The organism is Oceanobacillus sojae (genome assembly GCF_007991515.1).
GTDB lineage: Bacteria > Bacillota > Bacilli > Bacillales > Amphibacillaceae > Oceanobacillus > Oceanobacillus sojae.
Window position 1 is genome coordinate 134,013 of the sequence record NZ_BJYM01000014.1, and the last position, 16,328, is coordinate 150,340.

A 16,328-nucleotide genomic window follows, 5' to 3' on the forward strand; every position below is an offset into this window, starting at 1 on the left:
GCTCTCCACTTTTCTATTCCAATTTAAAAAACCCGCATAAATCGGGTTTTCGCTGACTTTTATCTTCTGTTCATTATACCTATATTATAACGGAATTATTCAAAAAATGCATCTAAAAGTTGAGATATGCCTAAATCAACAACGAAAAAGAATACCGCCATAAAAATGACTGTAGAGATTACCACAACGGTATAGTTTCTCAATTCTTTTCCTTTTGGCCAGCTTACCTTCTTCATTTCTCTTGAAACATTCTTTAAGAACTTAAACATCTACTGATATCCCCCCGAACTTACGCGAATCTATCCATCAATCTATATCTATTTTGTCTCACGGTGCAGGGTATGTGTTTTGCAATGTTTACAGAACTTTTTCACTTCTAATCTTTGCGATTGATTGGCTGCGTTTTTGTTCGTTGAATAGTTCCTGCTAGAACATACTGCACATGATAAGACTATCTTTTTATTCATATATTCCACCCCAATACATAGGGATATAGACTATATTAACATAGCACTTCACTATCGTTATGTCAATGTTATCTCTGGTTTTTTCACACTTTGTTCTTTTTGAACACTCTCTTTTAAATAGTAACTCCATTTTCCTCCAGCAGTATCTCCAGCTTCCGCTTCACCCGTACTAAAGCGTTATCAATCGATTTCACATGACGGTTTAATTGCTCTGCAATCTCCTGATAGGTACAACCATCTAAATACAGCTGAAGTACTTGTCTCTCCAAACCGCTCAACAATTCTGATAATTTGAATTCCATTGCACCGTACTCTTCCCGGTTAATAAGCATTTCCTCTGGATCACTATCCTCCGTGCTGCTGATTATATCTAGCAGTGTCCGGTCAGATTCCTCTTCATAAATGGGCTTATCAAGAGAAACATAAGAATTTAAAGGGACATGTTTTTGTCTGGTCGCTGTTTTAATCGCTGTGATAATTTGCCTTGTTACACACAATTCTGCGAACGCTTTAAAAGGAGTCGGCTGATCCATATTAAAATCACGAATAGCTTTATATAGCCCAATCATTCCTTCTTGAATAATATCTTCTTTATCAGCACCGACCAAAAAATAGGTTCTTGCTTTTAATCTTACAAAATTTAAATACCGATGTATCAGGAGGTCCAATGCATAGCTGTCACCTTGATGGATTAATTCCAGCAAATGAATATCTTCTAGCTTGTCCAACTTCTTGCTGCGTGTATTGATTTGCCCACCGTTCACCAATAATCCCCTCCTAAATCGATATCTCCAAATATATCCACGATAGGCACTATTATACTAGACGATCAGAAATATCGTCAACGACCCTTTTATGACAGAAGTAGTCGTAATTTGTCGTTTCCGTGAAAAGAAACAAGCCTTTTTACCTAAATATAAAATGAAGCAAAACGTGCTTATCGCTTTGTCTAAAGCCATCTGGAGCTATAATTATTTATTTTAAAAAATATTTTTCGTCATAACGATATCAGGTTCTTCTATTTGACTTTAATTGAAAACCATCAAATAGCTGTCGAGCTTATTAAAAAATACCAGGTGGAAAAAAGCTTCTCATTTTGAGCGTTCTGTGCCGGGCATTCATTCTATCTGTAACACCTTTTTTTGCAGGAATGACTTCTCTTAAGCATTCTGAGAAGCACTCCCTGCTTTCTGTTCATTCCATATCCTTCTATTTCCCCCGCCGCATCTCTTCAAACCTTTTTAGCAAATCATGGTCTATCGGGATTTTAGCAGCTGGCTTTTCCTTCTGATGTACCTCAAGGTTAATACGGATCTCCTGATTCATATCGTCCATCTCAATCTGGAGCTCTCTGGCTGATTTGCGCAGAGCCCCTTGTCCAAAAATTGTCCGTTGCTCGGCATAATCTGATGTTGCAACATACACTTGAGTCTCAACATTTTTTACTTTCCTGACAAGCTTCTCAATACATTCATCTGCTGTTTCTTTTTCTTTGGTATAAATAACTTCAACTTTAAATTGTTCTTGCTTCGATTCCAATCCCCGTACATAGTATGCATCAAAGACTATAATCACACGGTCGCCGGTAAACGCCTGGTACTCTGCCAGAAGCTCAATAAGTCGATCTCTTGCCTGACCAATATCTTTTTCTTTCAGATACTCAAGCTCTGGCCATGCTCCGATGATATTATAGCCATCTACAATTAATACAACCATTTAGGAACTCCCTAGGGGCTTTCGCTTTCGTAATACTTCATAAAGAAGTAAACTGCATGCAACTGATGCGTTTAACGAGGAAACTTGTCCGACCATCGGCAAGCTGACCGTCCAGTCACATTTTTTCCGGACAAGCCGGCTCATTCCTTTTCCTTCGTTTCCGATAACAAGTCCAATTGGCAGGGTTCCGTCAAGCTGCCGATAATCTTCATCAGCATCTGCTTCTGTCCCGACAATCCATATATTTCTTTCTTTAAGTTCATCAATAGTGTTAGCAATATTCGTCACTCTGGCAACAGGAATATATTCCAACGCTCCAGCTGCTGTTTTCGCCACTGTAGCTGTCAGACCGACTGAACGATGCTTAGGTATAATAACTCCATGCGCTCCAGTTGCATCAGCAGTACGTAAAATAGATCCTAAGTTATGCGGATCCTCTAATTCATCCAGCAAAATAAAGAAAGGCGCCTCTCCTCTTTCCTCTGCCCTGCCGAAGAGATCTTCAATGGATGCATAAGGATAAGAGGCTACCGAGGCTACTACCCCCTGATGATTTCCTTCCTGCAGCTTATCCAGCTTCGATCTTGGCACCTTCTGAACAACCGCTCCAGCTTCACGGGCAAGCTGTTGTATTTTGTGTGCAGCCGTCCCCTGCAATTGTTCAGATATCCAAACTTTATTTACAGAACGGCCAGATTTTAATGCTTCGATTACGGGATTTTTACCCATAATCCACTCCTTTTCCTGTGTCACTTCAAGCACTCCCTTCTTCTAAAAAATCCACTGCTTTTGTCATTAATTCCTGCAGCCTTTGCTCATTTTTTAATAAATAGTGATAGCCAATCAACGCTTCAAACGCTGTACTGTACCGATAAGTCTGTACACTGATATTTTTAGGCGTACTGCCCGATTTGGCATTTCTTCCCCGGATTACTACTTTGCTTTCTTCTTCTGTTAAAAGGTTATCCTCCAGCCAATGGAGAATAACCTTTGCCTGTGACTTGCCAGATACATATTGAATAGCTTCCTGATGTAATTGATTCGGTTTAATGGTTCCCCGCTCTAATAATAGCTCACGTACATATACTTCATAAATTGCATCACCAATATACGCCAGAGCGAGGCTTTTCATCTGTCTGACATCACTGTCTTTCATTATTTACCTCTTTTCCATCTTACACCCTGCGGCGTATCCTCTAAGATGATTTTTTCGTTCTTCAATTGATCACGTATTTCATCTGCACGGGCAAAATTACGATTTTTACGCGCCTCGTTCCGTTCCGCAATCAACGCTTCGATAATTTCATCCAAAAGCTCTTCCTGTTCATTTTTGATGTCAATTCCTAATACCTGGAGCATGGAGTCAATCGTTTCACGGAAGGCATCAATCACCTCTGTTGCTGTTTGCTCCTCCTGTACATAAACATTCGCCTCTTTAGATAAATCAAATAGAATGGAAATTGCATTCGCTGTATTAAAGTCATCATCCATCTCTGCTTCAAACCGTTTTTTACGGTCCTCAATACGGGCCAGCCATTCTTTATTATCCTCTCTTAGATCCATGCTTGCTTTACGGCGATGTCCTAAATTGTGATAAGCTGTTTCAATTCTTTCCAAGCTTGTTTTAGCACTTTCTAATAATTCTTCTGTGAAATTAATCGGGTTGCGATAATGTACGGAAAGCATAAAGAAACGTAATACTTTCGGATCGTGCTTTTCAATTAAATCACGTGCAAGCACAAAATTACCGAGTGATTTCGACATTTTTTCATTGTCAATATTAATATAGCCGTTATGCATCCAGTAGTTTGCAAAGGTTTTATCATTATGTGCTTCGGATTGTGCAATTTCATTCTCATGATGCGGGAAGGTTAAGTCCTGCCCTCCTGCATGAATATCAATTGTTTCACCTAAATATTTCTTCGCCATCGCTGAGCATTCAATATGCCAGCCCGGGCGCCCTTCTCCCCAAGGAGAATCCCATGCAATTTCTCCTTCTTTTGCTTTTTTCCATAAAGCAAAGTCTAAAGGATCTTCTTTTTTCTCGCCGACTTGAATGCGGGCGCCAGAACGCAATTCATCAATAGATTGATGAGAAAGCTTTCCATATCCTTCAAAGGAGCGCGGCTTGAAATACACATCTCCGCCCGCTTCATAAGCATAGCCTTTGTCAACTAATTCTTTGATAAAGACTATAATTTCTTCCATCGAATCCATAACACGCGGATTTTGGGTTGCCTTTTTCACACCCAGTGATTTCACATCTTCTAAATAAGCATCAATAAACCGATCAGCAAGCGTACCTACCTCTTCCCCCGCTTCCTTGGCTGCTTTAATAATTTTATCGTCTACATCTGTGAAATTAAGAACATAACGAACATCAAAGCCCCTATATTCAAAATATCTCCGTACTGTATCAAATACAATGGCAGGACGTGCATTTCCAATATGGATATAGTTGTATACGGTGGGCCCGCAAACGTACATAGACACTTTTCCTGGTTCAATTGGTTTGAAATCCTCTTTCTGCCTTGTTAACGTGTTATATATTTGGATCGTCATGATTGTTTATTCTTCCTTTCTTTAAAAGCTCGATTTCCGCTTTTAGTTCTGTAATCTGGTCTTGTAAATCACTGCATTTTTCCGAAACCGGATCTGGAATGTTCTGATGATCCAGATCCCTGTTCAGTCTTATTCCATCTTGGACTACCACTTGGCCGGGAACACCGACAACTGTAGAATTAGCAGGAACATCTTTTAATACGACGGAGCCTCCTCCTACTTTTGAGTTCTCTCCAATAGTAATTGCCCCAAGTACTTTGGCACCTGTCGATATCATCGCATTGTCTTCAATCGTGGGGTGCCGTTTACCTTGTTCTTTACCTGTTCCGCCAAGCGTTACTCCCTGAAAGATTGTGACATTATCCCCTATTTCACACGTCTCTCCAATGACAACGCCCATTCCATGATCAATAAACAATCGTCTTCCTATTCTTGCCCCTGGATGTATTTCAATACCGGTTATAAAACGGGAGAATTGCGAAATAAAACGAGCCAGAAATTTCAAGTTCTTATTATACAGCCAATGAGCTATGCGATGAGCCCATATTGCATGTACGCCAGAATAAGTTAACATAACTTCAAAATATGTTCGAGCGGCCGGATCTTGTTCAAATACAACCTCCATATCCTCCTTCATTCTTCGAAAGACCACAATATACAGCCCCTTTTATTTAAAATAAGTTGGAAAGATTTCGCACAGCATAAGTGCCCTTGGTTTTTCTCTTCTATATCTATAAGAAAAGCGTCTCTGTGTTCTAAAAAACACAGAGACGCTTTTTGCGCGGTCCCACTCTGTTCAGAGAAAGAAAAACCTCTCTCCACTTTGCTCTTGTTAACGGCAGAGAACCGCTATCGTGTACTTTATTTTCTACGATAGACTCTGAGGCGCACTTCAAAAAGAAATCTTAAAATCACTCGCAGCAAATGTGATTCTCTCTGAGTAAGAAATTCATTTTTACTTTACCCCATCCACGCTTTATGGATATTTCGTTTTTATAGGCATTTCTTATAAGTACAAGTTCAAAAAGTAGCCAAATTAGAAGCAAGAAGATCAAGGCGCTATGGCTTTTCCGAACGGACTTCCACAGGATGTGGTGACTTCTGTGTTGTCCACAGGACGTGGACGATCTTAACAGAAGTTCCTCTATGCTTTCAAATACGTGAGTAACGCTCTTGGTGGGGCGAGTAATCGCAGTCCCAGTCCCATCGGAAAAGTCACGGCAACGCAGAGATTCGCCGCTTATCATTTGGAGACTTTTTGAACATCCTTTATAAGGATAATATATTATATAATCGGACAAATGTGAACTCTTAAGCTCCCATTTCCTTTAATAATTTATCCAAACGCTTCACGATAATATCTCTTCCTAATAATTCAATAGCAAAAGGCAGCTCCGGACCGTGCATTTGTCCCGTTGTAGCCACACGGATAGGCATGAAAAGTTTCTTACCGCGATGTCCTGTTTCTTTTTGGGTTGCTTTAAATTGCGCTTTAATTGAATCTTTATCAAACGACTCTAAATGGATTAATTTATCTGTGAATACCTGTAATACTTCTGGAACCTGTTCTTCACTCAGGATTTCCCGCTCTGCTTCACCATATGAAATATCCTCTTGGAAAAACAGCTCTGTCAACTCTACAATTTCTGCTCCATAGCGTAATTGTTCACGATATAAGCTAATTACATTTTCTGCCCATTCGCGTGTCTTCCCGTCCATATCTTCAGGAAGCTTACCTGCTTCAATTAAATGCGGCAATGCTAAGTCAATTACACGGCTTAAATCTGATTTCTTAATATATTCATTGTTCATCCATTTCAATTTATGCTGGTCAAAAATAGCAGCAGAAGTAGATAACCGTTGCGGATCGAATATTTCAATCAGTTCATCCTGGCTAAACATCTCTTCTTCGCCAACCGGAGACCATCCAAGTAAGCTGATGAAGTTAAACATCGCTTCTGGAAGGTAGCCCAGATTACGGTATTGCTCAATAAACTGCAGGATATGCTCATCACGTTTACTCAGCTTTTTACGTTCTTCATTAAGAATTAATGTCATATGCCCGTAACGCGGTGCTGTCCATCCAAATGCATCATAGACCATCATTTGCTTGGGTGTATTAGAGATATGCTCTTCTCCACGCAATACATCGGTAATTTCCATAAAATGATCATCAATAGCTACGGCAAAATTATAAGTTGGAATACCATTTTTCTTTACAATGACCCAGTCGCCAAAATCACTCGATTCAAATGTGATTTCTCCACGAACGATATCCTGGAAGGTATATGTTTTATTTTTAGGAACACGAATACGGATACTCGGTTTCCTGCCTTCCTCTTCAAAGCTCCGAATTTCTTCCTCTGTTAAGTTACTATGTTTTCCAGCGTATTTAGGGACTTGTCCATTAGTACGCTGCTCTTCTCGTTCTGCTTCCAGCTCTTCTTCTGTCATGTAGCATTTATAGGCTAAATCTCGCTCAAGCAGTTCATCTACGTACTTTTGATAAATATCTAAGCGTTCTGTTTGACGGTAAGGACCGTAATCCCCGCCGATATCTGCTCCTTCATCCCATTCCAGACCGAGCCATTTTAAATATTTTAACTGACTCTCTTCGCCGCCTTCTACATTTCTTTTATCATCTGTATCTTCTGTGCGAATAATAAATTTCCCATCAAAATGTTTTGCATATAAATAATTAAATAAAGCCGTACGAGCATTACCAATGTGCAAATGCCCTGTAGGACTGGGTGCATAACGTACACGAACTTCCTTACTCATTTAAAATGCCTCCTTCATTGTTTATAAAATCGCTTCGCTGCCTGTTTTTCAGGAGAAACTGTTCAAAAAATCTAATAGAAATCTTTTTTGAACACCTGTCAGAAGAGGGGCTCCCCTATCTTTATCCTATTAACAAGTTCTATACGAAAAGTGATAACATATCCATGTTATCACTTTTTTTATCCTTTATCAGTTATACCCTTTTTATAAAGCTTTTTCAAGTAATTTTGGTTTTGCAAAAATCATCCGGCCAGCAGAGGTTTGTAAAACACTCGTAATAACAACCTCAATATTTTTGCCGATATAATCTCTGCCTTCTTCTACAACAATCATCGTTCCATCATCTAAATAAGCAACACCCTGATTGTGCTCTTTCCCGTCTTTAATTACTTGAACATGCAGCTCTTCCCCCGGAAGTACAACCGGCTTCACTGCATTGGCAAGATCATTAATATTTAAAACAGACACTCCCTGAAAGTCACATACTTTATTTAAATTAAAATCATTTGTCACGACAATCCCGTCAATGACTTTTGCCAGCTTAATCAGCTTGCTGTCCACTTCTGGAATATCTTCAAAATCGCCTTCATAGATTTCAACTTTTACAGCGAGCTCTTTCTGAATTCTGTTCAAGATATCTAATCCGCGTCTGCCCCGATTCCGTTTCAACGCATCGGATGAATCTGCGATATGCTGTAATTCACCGAGTACAAACTGAGGAATAACGATTGTTCCCTCTAAAAAATTTGTCTGACAAATATCTGCAATCCGCCCATCGATAATCACGCTTGTATCTAAAATTTTAGGGCTTGGATACTGCACATTTGAATCCGCATCCTCTTCATCATTGCTGCGGCGCTTGTCCTTTTTCGCAGGTTTGAGTATATTCATAAATTCCTCACGCCGGCGAAAACCAACCTGGAAACCTAAGTAACCAAGTATAATCATAATGAAAAGAGGCAAAACCTGCGAAAAAATACGAATGCTCATATCTTGCAAAGGCATATTAACAAAGTAAGCTATAACTAAACCGACAATTAATCCAATACTGCCAAAAAACAAATCCATGGCTGGTAATTTGACCAGTGCATCTTCCACCCAACGAAAGAAATTCACAATATAGTTTACTAGTAAATAAGACAAGATAAAAAATATAATAGCTCCAACAATCATTCCCAAAATAGATGAAGTTAACCAGCTTGATTCAGAAACGTTTAATAACTGAACGATTGCCGGAAGATAGAGATACCCCATGGTACCGCCCAATATAATAAAAAATAAGTGTACTACTTTTTTCATCAATTCCTTTACACCTCCTGACTAGTATTAGTAGTATTACCAAATGATGCGTAATATATGCTAACCTGATTGGAATTCTTCGAAAAGTTTATGTTCAAAAAACGGACCCGCAAATTTCGATGGGATGAGCAGCCACAGCACTTTTTGAACATTTTCTTAAAACTCTACTGATGTAATCCAATTTCTAAAGCTTCCTGCACATTGGAAACACCAATTACTTCGATACCTGCTGGATAATTCCAGCCGTCTAAATTATTTTTCGGACAAATTACCCGCTTAAACCCTAATTTTGCAGACTCCTGTACCCGTTGTTCAATACGGGATACACGACGAATTTCCCCTGTAAGGCCAACCTCTCCTATAAAAATATCATTTGGCTTTGTCGGCTGATCCCGGAAGCTTGATGCAATACTGACCGCAAGTGCTAAATCAATAGCCGGCTCGTCCAGCTTTACACCACCTGCTACTTTAATATAAGCGTCTTGATTTTGCAGCATAAGCCCGACGCGTTTTTCCAATACAGCCATCAAAAGCGGTACTCGATTATGATCTACCCCTGTGGCCGTCCTGCGCGGATTACCAAAGCTTGTCGGTGAAATCAATGCCTGTATTTCTACTAAAACCGGCCGCGTTCCTTCCATCGAAGCAACAACAGTCGATCCGGCAGCACCTTGAGATCTTTCTTCCAGGAAGATTTCAGAAGGGTTCATTACTTCACGTAATCCTTCCTCCTTCATCTCAAAAATCCCCATTTCATTTGTACTTCCAAAACGGTTCTTCACACCTCTTAAAATACGATAAGTGTGATGCCGTTCTCCTTCAAAGTACAATACAGCATCCACCATATGTTCTAATAAACGGGGACCTGCAATGGAGCCTTCTTTGGTTACATGACCGACAATAAAAATAGGAATACCTTTGGTCTTCGCAATTTTCATAAGCTCCATTGTACATTCTCTAACCTGTGAAACACTGCCGGGCGCACTTGTTATCTCTTCTTTAAAAACGGTTTGAATAGAATCAACAACGACAAAGGAGGGGTTAATTTCTTCTATCTGTCTGCTTATATCCATTAAATTTGTTTCTGATAATACATACAGTTTATCTGTTTTTATATCTAACCGATCTGCACGTAATTTTGTTTGTCTTGTAGATTCTTCACCTGAAACATAAAGAACCGGTAAATCTTTCTCCGCCAGCTGTGCAGATATTTGTAATAAGAGGGTTGATTTTCCAATACCCGGATCTCCGCCAATTAAAACCAGTGATCCTAAAACAACGCCTCCGCCCAGCACACGATTAAATTCCCTCATTTTCGTTGTCACACGCGGTTCCTTCTTCGATTCAATAGAGGTGATTTTTTCAGGCTTTTGTGAGGAGGTTATACCAGACATATATCCTGTTCTGCCTTTTACAGCAGCAGCTTCAATTTCTTCTACCATTGTATTCCATTGATGGCAAGCTGGACATTTTCCCATCCACTTAGCCGATTCATAACCACATTCTTGACAGACAAATTTTGTTTTCCTTTTTGCCAACGTTTGAAACCTCCTTCAATCAATGTTCCATGTCTAATGCAAGTCACTATACATGAAACCACCCATATTTCTTATTATAGACTATTTCTGGTTTTCATAGGTTACAGGAAAGCATCAAATTAAAAAACTATCTTCCATATTTATGCCACAAGTTTTTTCAATATAATGGAGAAAAGCTAGAAGAACCCATGTTCTTCTAGCTTTTGATACTTTATTAGGAAGTTCTTTTTAAGAAAGGATAATAAATTCTCCTTTGCTGTTTAAGCCTATTTTTACCTTTTGCTCTTTTTGAATGTTACCTTTTAAAAGCTCTTCTGACAATAAATTCTCAATATTACTTTGAATAGAGCGTCTCAGTGGACGGGCACCATACTCTGGATCAAAGCCTTCATTAGCAATTTTTTCAATCGCTTTATCTGTAAGAGAAAGTGTTAAGTCTTGCTCTTCTAAGCGTTTTTGTAGCTGTTTCAGCATTAATGATGCAATATCCTTCATGTGTTTTTTCTCCAAGGAATGGAACACGATGGTCTCATCAATACGATTTAGGAATTCTGGGCGGAATGCCTTTTTCAATTCATCCAGAACCTTTGATTTCATATCCTGATGCTGTCTTTCTTCATTATCTAATGTGAAACCGACGTATTTATTACGCTTCAATTCGCTTGCTCCAACATTAGAAGTCATGATGATAACAGTATTACGGAAATCAACAACTCTTCCTTTTGAATCGGTCAACCTGCCATCCTCAAGTACCTGCAAGAGAATGTTAAAGACTTCTGGATGTGCTTTTTCCACTTCATCCAGCAGAACAACAGAATATGGTTTACGGCGGACTCTTTCTGTTAATTGTCCTCCCTCTTCATAACCTACATAGCCTGGAGGAGACCCAACTAAACGGGAAGTCGCATGCCTTTCCATGTACTCAGACATATCAATGCGGATCATAGCATCTTCATCGGCAAACATTACTTCTGCAAGCGCACGGGCAAGCTCTGTTTTACCGATACCAGTTGGCCCAAGGAATATGAAAGAGCCAATTGGACGTTTTGGATCTTTTAACCCGGCGCGGGCACGGCGAATTGCTTTTGCTACAGCATTTACTGCTTCGGATTGACCAATAACACGATCATGAAGAATTTCTTCCATGTTCAGCAGACGCTCACTCTCATCCTTCGTCAGTTTAGAAACAGGAACTCCTGTCCAAATTGATACAACTGCAGCAATATCCTCCATGGTTACTTCAGAATCGGTCTGCCCCTGCTTTTCCTTCCACTCATCCTTTGTTTTCTCAAGGTTTTCCCGATAACGCTGTTCAGAATCTCTTAGTGATGCTGCCTTTTCAAATTCCTGACTTTGTACTGCAGCATCTTTTTCTTTTCTTACCTCTTCTAATTTCTGTTCCAGCTCTTTTAAGTTTGGCGGAACAGTATATGAGTTCAAGCGTACTTTTGAACCAGCTTCATCAATTAAATCAATTGCCTTATCCGGCAGGAAACGGTCCGTAATATATCGATCAGATAAGGTTGCTGCTGCTTCAATTGCCTCATCTGTAATTGTTACACGATGATGCGCTTCATAGCGGTCTCTTAAGCCTTTTAAAATTTGAATTGTTTCATCAAGTGTCGGTTCATCCACCTGAATTGGCTGGAACCGGCGCTCTAATGCAGCATCCTTTTCAATGTATTTCCGGTACTCATCTAATGTCGTTGCTCCAATACATTGTAATTCTCCGCGGGCAAGTGATGGCTTAAGAATATTAGATGCATCAATTGCACCCTCTGCTCCACCGGCACCAATAAGGGTATGGAGCTCATCAATGAATAAAATAACGTTCCCTGATTGACGAATCTCTTCCATTACTTTTTTCAAGCGGTCCTCAAACTCACCACGATATTTTGTTCCTGCAACAACAGTACCCATATCTAATGTCATCACACGTTTATCGCGCAGTGTTTCCGGAACCTCATTATCAATAATTTGCTGTGCTAGTCCTTCTGCAACAGCAGTCTTGCCGACACCGGGCTCACCAATAAGCACAGGGTTGTTTTTAGTTCGGCGGCTCAGTACTTGAATAACACGTTCAATTTCCTTGGAGCGTCCAATAACAGGGTCTATCTTTCCTTCTTTCGCGCTGACTGTCAAATCGCGGGCTAAAGAATCTAAAGTAGGGGTGCTTGCGTTTGTCTGCTGCCCTGTGCGCCCTTGGCGCCCTGCCTGGGACTCATTACTCCCTAAGAGCTGAAGCACCTGCTGCCGGGCTTTATTTAAGCTTACACCAAGGTTATTTAAAACACGGGCAGCAACTCCTTCTCCTTCACGGATTAAACCTAAGAGAATATGCTCTGTTCCAACATAAGAGTGGCCCAGCTTCCTTGCTTCATCCTGAGATAATTCAACGACCTTCTTCGCTCTGGGAGTATAATGAATGGATTGAGAAGGCTGCTTGCCAACACCAATCAGCTTTTCAACTTCTTCTTGAATTTTAGATACTTCCAAGCCGAGAGATTGCAATGCTTTCGCAGCTATGCCTTCCCCTTCACGTACCAAACCAAGAAGAATATGCTCTGTTCCAATATTATTATGGCCTAATCGTACAGCCTCATCTTGAGATAATGCTAATACCTTTTGTGCTCTCTCTGTAAAGCGACCAAACATCATATGTTATTTCCTCCTACTTTTTCAAATTTAATCTTTCACGAATGATGGAAGCCCTTCGAATATCACGTTCATCAGAGCGTAATGCTTTATTAGCATAATGTTGCAGGAATCCAGGTTGTGTTAAAACCATCAGCTCATTCAGTATATTCTCGGAAATGTTTTCTATTATGCCTAAATCTATACCTAAACGCAAATTTGAAATACAAATCGCAGCTTCCTTTGAATCAATTATCCTGCTATTTTTTAATGTTCCATATGAACGGAAGACGCGATCCTCCAGGCTAATCTCTGATTGTTCGTAAATATATACACGAGCCATGCGCTCATGCTCCACGAGCTGATTAACAATGCTCTCCAAATCTTCTATAATGTCCTCTTCCGATTTGCCCAGCGTAATCTGATTTGATATTTGAAATATATTTCCTCTTGCCTCACTGCCCTCACCATATATCCCTCTGACAACAAGACCTAGCTGGTTGATTGCGGGAATCAGCCGATTAATTTGCTTTGTCAGCACGAGAGCAGGTAAATGCATCATAATAGAAGCTCGCATCCCAGTTCCAATATTTGTAGGACAACTGGTGAGGTAACCTTTTGTCTCGTCGAATGCATAGTCGGCCTTTTCTTCCAGCCAATCATCTAAGTAGTATGCTTCCTCCAATGCTTTTTTCAGCTGTAGACCTGGATAATACACCTGGATACGCAAATGGTCCTCTTCATTTACCATAATCGAAGTCTGCTCATTTTCGGATAATAACACAGCCGCATGATCACTATGCTTAATTAAATGTGGACTTATTAAGTGTTTTTCCACCAAAACAAGTTTTTCAATCATATTTAAATTATTCATTGGTATAAATGAAATGGAATTCTGCTCCGTATCTTCCTGCTGAGTATAATTTTTCTTAATAAACTGCAGTACTTCTTCTAATGCTTCTTGATTACCGGATGTCGGGTACAATTGATCAGCAAAGTTGCGGGCTAAACGAACGCGGCTGCTCATCACTATATCTTTATCTGGACCATCCTCCAGCATCCATGGGCTAATCGCTTCGTTTATAAATGATTCTAATGTCACGTGTTATCACCCGCTTCCTTATTTTGGTGATTTTCTTTCTCCAGTTCTCTGATTTTATCACGAAGAACAGCTGCCTTTTCAAACTCTTCTTCTTCAATCAGCTGTTTTAACTCTTCTTTATGAGAAGAAATTAATTGTTTTTGCTGTATATACTTTCCTGCACGCTTTGGTATCCTGCCAGTATGCTTTGTATTTCCAGCATGTACACGCCGTAAAATTGGTTCTACCTTGGATCCAAAGGAAGCATAACAATTTGCACAGCCAAATTTCCCGGCCTTTTTAAATTCACTAAACGTTCTGCCGCAAGAGGGGCATTTCAGTTCTTGGGACTGATTGGATTTTGTTGTTCCTGCAGAGCTCAAATTTAATCCATCCTTTTGGAACAGCCCTGATAAAAGGTCATTTAAAGAATATCCTTCTTCTGGATAGCTTAAATACCCTTTTTTCTTGGCACATACTTCACAAAGACTGATTTTTGTCTCCTGGCCATTTATTATATGTTTAAAATGTAATGTAGCCTTTCTTTCATGGCATTCCTGGCATTCCATACGACGCTCCTCCCCTTCAGGTAATTAATCGTTCAAATACTTAAGAGCAGTTAATGCAGATTTGAGTATACGTGCACGCAATTCATCACGTAATGGTAATTGAAAAGCCAATGTTGTTCTATCAATACTTGCTAACATTAACTTTGCTTCACGTGCTGTAATCAGCTCCTCCTCTAAAAGCCGATCTAAAATATCTAAGGCAGCACGTTGGGGGATCGAATCACCGATTAAAAATATAATTTCATCGATTAACTCTGATTGATTCTGATGACGTATACGCATAATCCGAATATAACCGCCACCCCCACGCTTACTTTCCACAATATACCCCTTCTCCACAGTAAATCGTGTATTAATCACATAATTTATTTGAGAAGGTACACATTGAAATTGATCTGCAATTTCACTTCTTTTAATTTCGATAGCTTGCTGCTCCTCTGCCTGTAATACTTTTTTCAAATATTGTTCAATGATATCTGAAATGTTACTCATCCTTCGCACCTCAAATCAAATAATTTATTCGATAAATCAGTTCCTTTGACTTTGACTAACTTTGACTATGACTTTATTATAATATAAATTCTTTAAGTTGCAAATGGATGGTATTTCTATTTTTGACAAACAGACAAGAAATCAAAACATAATTATAGAAACTCTATGAAAATATTTAAATTTTAACTTCGTTTTGTTATATTTACCACTCCTGGAAGCTTGGATATATCATCAAATAAATAAATTAAATTTTTATTCCCCTTCATATTTGTCCACATATGAATTCTGCGTTGATTACCTTCCAACAATTTTATCTCCATTTGTTTAATATTAAAATGATTCTTTTCAATTGACTTTACTGCTTCATGTATTTCAAATTCCTCTGATGCAATAATCTCAATAAAATTGCTTGATTTAAATCGGGGGAAGAAATGCTCTATTTGATTTAAAAAAATTAAACTGACAAGAATAATAAGCGTTGTTACAATAGCAACGCTGTACATACCGGCTCCGACAACTAATCCAATACCTGCTACAGCCCATATAGAAGCAGCTGTTGTTAACCCTTTGATAGTTCCTCCGTAAACAATAATTGTACCTGCTCCCAGAAAGCCGATACCGCTAATTACATAAGAAGGGATACGGGCAGGATCGAATCGAATATTATCATATTGTTCCATGAAAGCGATAAAACCAAAAATTGATAAAATCATCATTAAACAGGATCCTACTCCTACTAGTATATGCGTACGGAACCCAGCTGAATGATTATTAATTTCTCGTTCAAAACCAATTAAACCAGATAATATCAAAGCAATAAATAAACGTGATACAATAACAAGAAAATCACCACCAATGAATTGTTCCAATTTTACTTACTCCTTTGTATAGAATTTAAAATGCAATTATATCTTTACGTGATCGTTTCATCTTTTATGCATATTCGAATAGATAGAAAAGAATAGCTTGTCTCCATCTCCTCTCTCAAAAATATCATTTTTAAATTTTATCATGTCTAACTTCCATTATATTCTAATCCTTTTAATTTGCTAATAAGAAAATTTTATTATCTATTCTGGATTACTATTTTTAATAAGCTTATTTAATTATTTTATGATTCCAAATTTAATATAGAAGGTTTAAGAATACAAAAAAGAGTTAAGCATAAGCTTAACTCTTTTTTTAATGT

General features: G+C 38.9%; 16 protein-coding genes and 1 other annotated feature. All 16 genes read right to left on the reverse strand.

The window, feature by feature from the left end:
- Nucleotides 1-95: 95 nt before the first annotated feature.
- The 16 genes from secE to OSO01_RS16595 all read right to left on the reverse strand — a co-directional run bounded on the left by secE (nt 96) and on the right by OSO01_RS16595 (nt 16,008).
- Complete coding sequence (secE, locus tag OSO01_RS16520; protein ID WP_147211548.1) at nt 96-269, reverse strand: preprotein translocase subunit SecE; 174 nt, start codon at nt 267-269, stop codon at nt 96-98.
- 48 nt (nt 270-317) lie between these two features.
- The gene (gene rpmG / locus OSO01_RS16525) at nt 318-467 is read right to left on the reverse strand and encodes a 50S ribosomal protein L33 (protein ID WP_077605138.1); all 150 of its coding nucleotides are present in this window, start codon (nt 465-467) and stop codon (nt 318-320) included.
- Between the two features lie 113 nt (nt 468-580).
- Complete coding sequence (gene sigH, locus OSO01_RS16530; protein ID WP_147211549.1) at nt 581-1,234, reverse strand: RNA polymerase sporulation sigma factor SigH; 654 nt, start codon at nt 1,232-1,234, stop codon at nt 581-583.
- Between the two features lie 442 nt (nt 1,235-1,676).
- Nucleotides 1,677-2,183, reverse strand: a complete 507-nt coding sequence (locus OSO01_RS16535) for an NYN domain-containing protein (RefSeq protein ID WP_147211550.1) — start codon at nt 2,181-2,183, stop codon at nt 1,677-1,679.
- Nucleotides 2,184-2,912, reverse strand: coding sequence for a 23S rRNA (guanosine(2251)-2'-O)-methyltransferase RlmB (gene rlmB / locus OSO01_RS16540; RefSeq protein WP_147211566.1), 729 nt, complete (start codon nt 2,910-2,912; stop codon nt 2,184-2,186).
- Between the two features lie 25 nt (nt 2,913-2,937).
- Nucleotides 2,938-3,339, reverse strand: coding sequence for a Mini-ribonuclease 3 (locus OSO01_RS16545; protein ID WP_147211551.1), 402 nt, complete (start codon nt 3,337-3,339; stop codon nt 2,938-2,940).
- Nucleotides 3,339-4,745, reverse strand: coding sequence for a cysteine--tRNA ligase (gene cysS, locus OSO01_RS16550; RefSeq protein WP_147211552.1), 1,407 nt, complete (start codon nt 4,743-4,745; stop codon nt 3,339-3,341). The genes OSO01_RS16545 and cysS overlap by 1 nt, the downstream gene beginning before the upstream one ends.
- The gene (gene cysE / locus OSO01_RS16555) at nt 4,726-5,382 is read right to left on the reverse strand and encodes a serine O-acetyltransferase (RefSeq protein ID WP_147211567.1); all 657 of its coding nucleotides are present in this window, start codon (nt 5,380-5,382) and stop codon (nt 4,726-4,728) included. Before cysE ends, cysS begins: the two co-directional genes overlap by 20 nt.
- 126 nt (nt 5,383-5,508) lie before the next feature.
- Nucleotides 5,509-5,726: a binding site (T-box leader), on the reverse strand.
- Between the two features lie 330 nt (nt 5,727-6,056).
- Nucleotides 6,057-7,526, reverse strand: a complete 1,470-nt coding sequence (gene gltX / locus OSO01_RS16560) for a glutamate--tRNA ligase (protein ID WP_147211553.1) — start codon at nt 7,524-7,526, stop codon at nt 6,057-6,059.
- A gap of 204 nt (nt 7,527-7,730) precedes the next feature.
- Nucleotides 7,731-8,828, reverse strand: coding sequence for a PIN/TRAM domain-containing protein (locus tag OSO01_RS16565; RefSeq protein ID WP_147211554.1), 1,098 nt, complete (start codon nt 8,826-8,828; stop codon nt 7,731-7,733).
- 161 nt (nt 8,829-8,989) lie between these two features.
- The gene (gene radA, locus OSO01_RS16570) at nt 8,990-10,363 is read right to left on the reverse strand and encodes a DNA repair protein RadA (protein ID WP_147211555.1); all 1,374 of its coding nucleotides are present in this window, start codon (nt 10,361-10,363) and stop codon (nt 8,990-8,992) included.
- A 228-nt stretch (nt 10,364-10,591) separates the two neighbouring features.
- Nucleotides 10,592-13,021, reverse strand: coding sequence for an ATP-dependent protease ATP-binding subunit ClpC (gene clpC / locus OSO01_RS16575; protein ID WP_147211556.1), 2,430 nt, complete (start codon nt 13,019-13,021; stop codon nt 10,592-10,594).
- A gap of 13 nt (nt 13,022-13,034) precedes the next feature.
- Nucleotides 13,035-14,099, reverse strand: coding sequence for a protein-arginine kinase McsB (mcsB, locus tag OSO01_RS16580; protein ID WP_147211557.1), 1,065 nt, complete (start codon nt 14,097-14,099; stop codon nt 13,035-13,037).
- A complete protein-coding gene (mcsA, locus tag OSO01_RS16585; protein ID WP_147211558.1) occupies nt 14,096-14,647 on the reverse strand; it encodes a protein-arginine kinase activator protein McsA in 552 nt (183 codons plus the stop codon). The genes mcsB and mcsA overlap by 4 nt, the downstream gene beginning before the upstream one ends.
- A 24-nt stretch (nt 14,648-14,671) precedes the next feature.
- Entirely contained in the window at nt 14,672-15,139 is a 468-nt protein-coding gene (locus OSO01_RS16590) for a CtsR family transcriptional regulator (RefSeq protein ID WP_147211559.1), read from the reverse strand.
- A gap of 182 nt (nt 15,140-15,321) precedes the next feature.
- On the reverse strand, nt 15,322-16,008 hold the full coding sequence (locus OSO01_RS16595) for an MgtC/SapB family protein (RefSeq protein WP_246145191.1): 687 nt from the start codon (nt 16,006-16,008) through the stop codon (nt 15,322-15,324).
- Between the last annotated feature and the right edge of the window lie 320 nt (nt 16,009-16,328).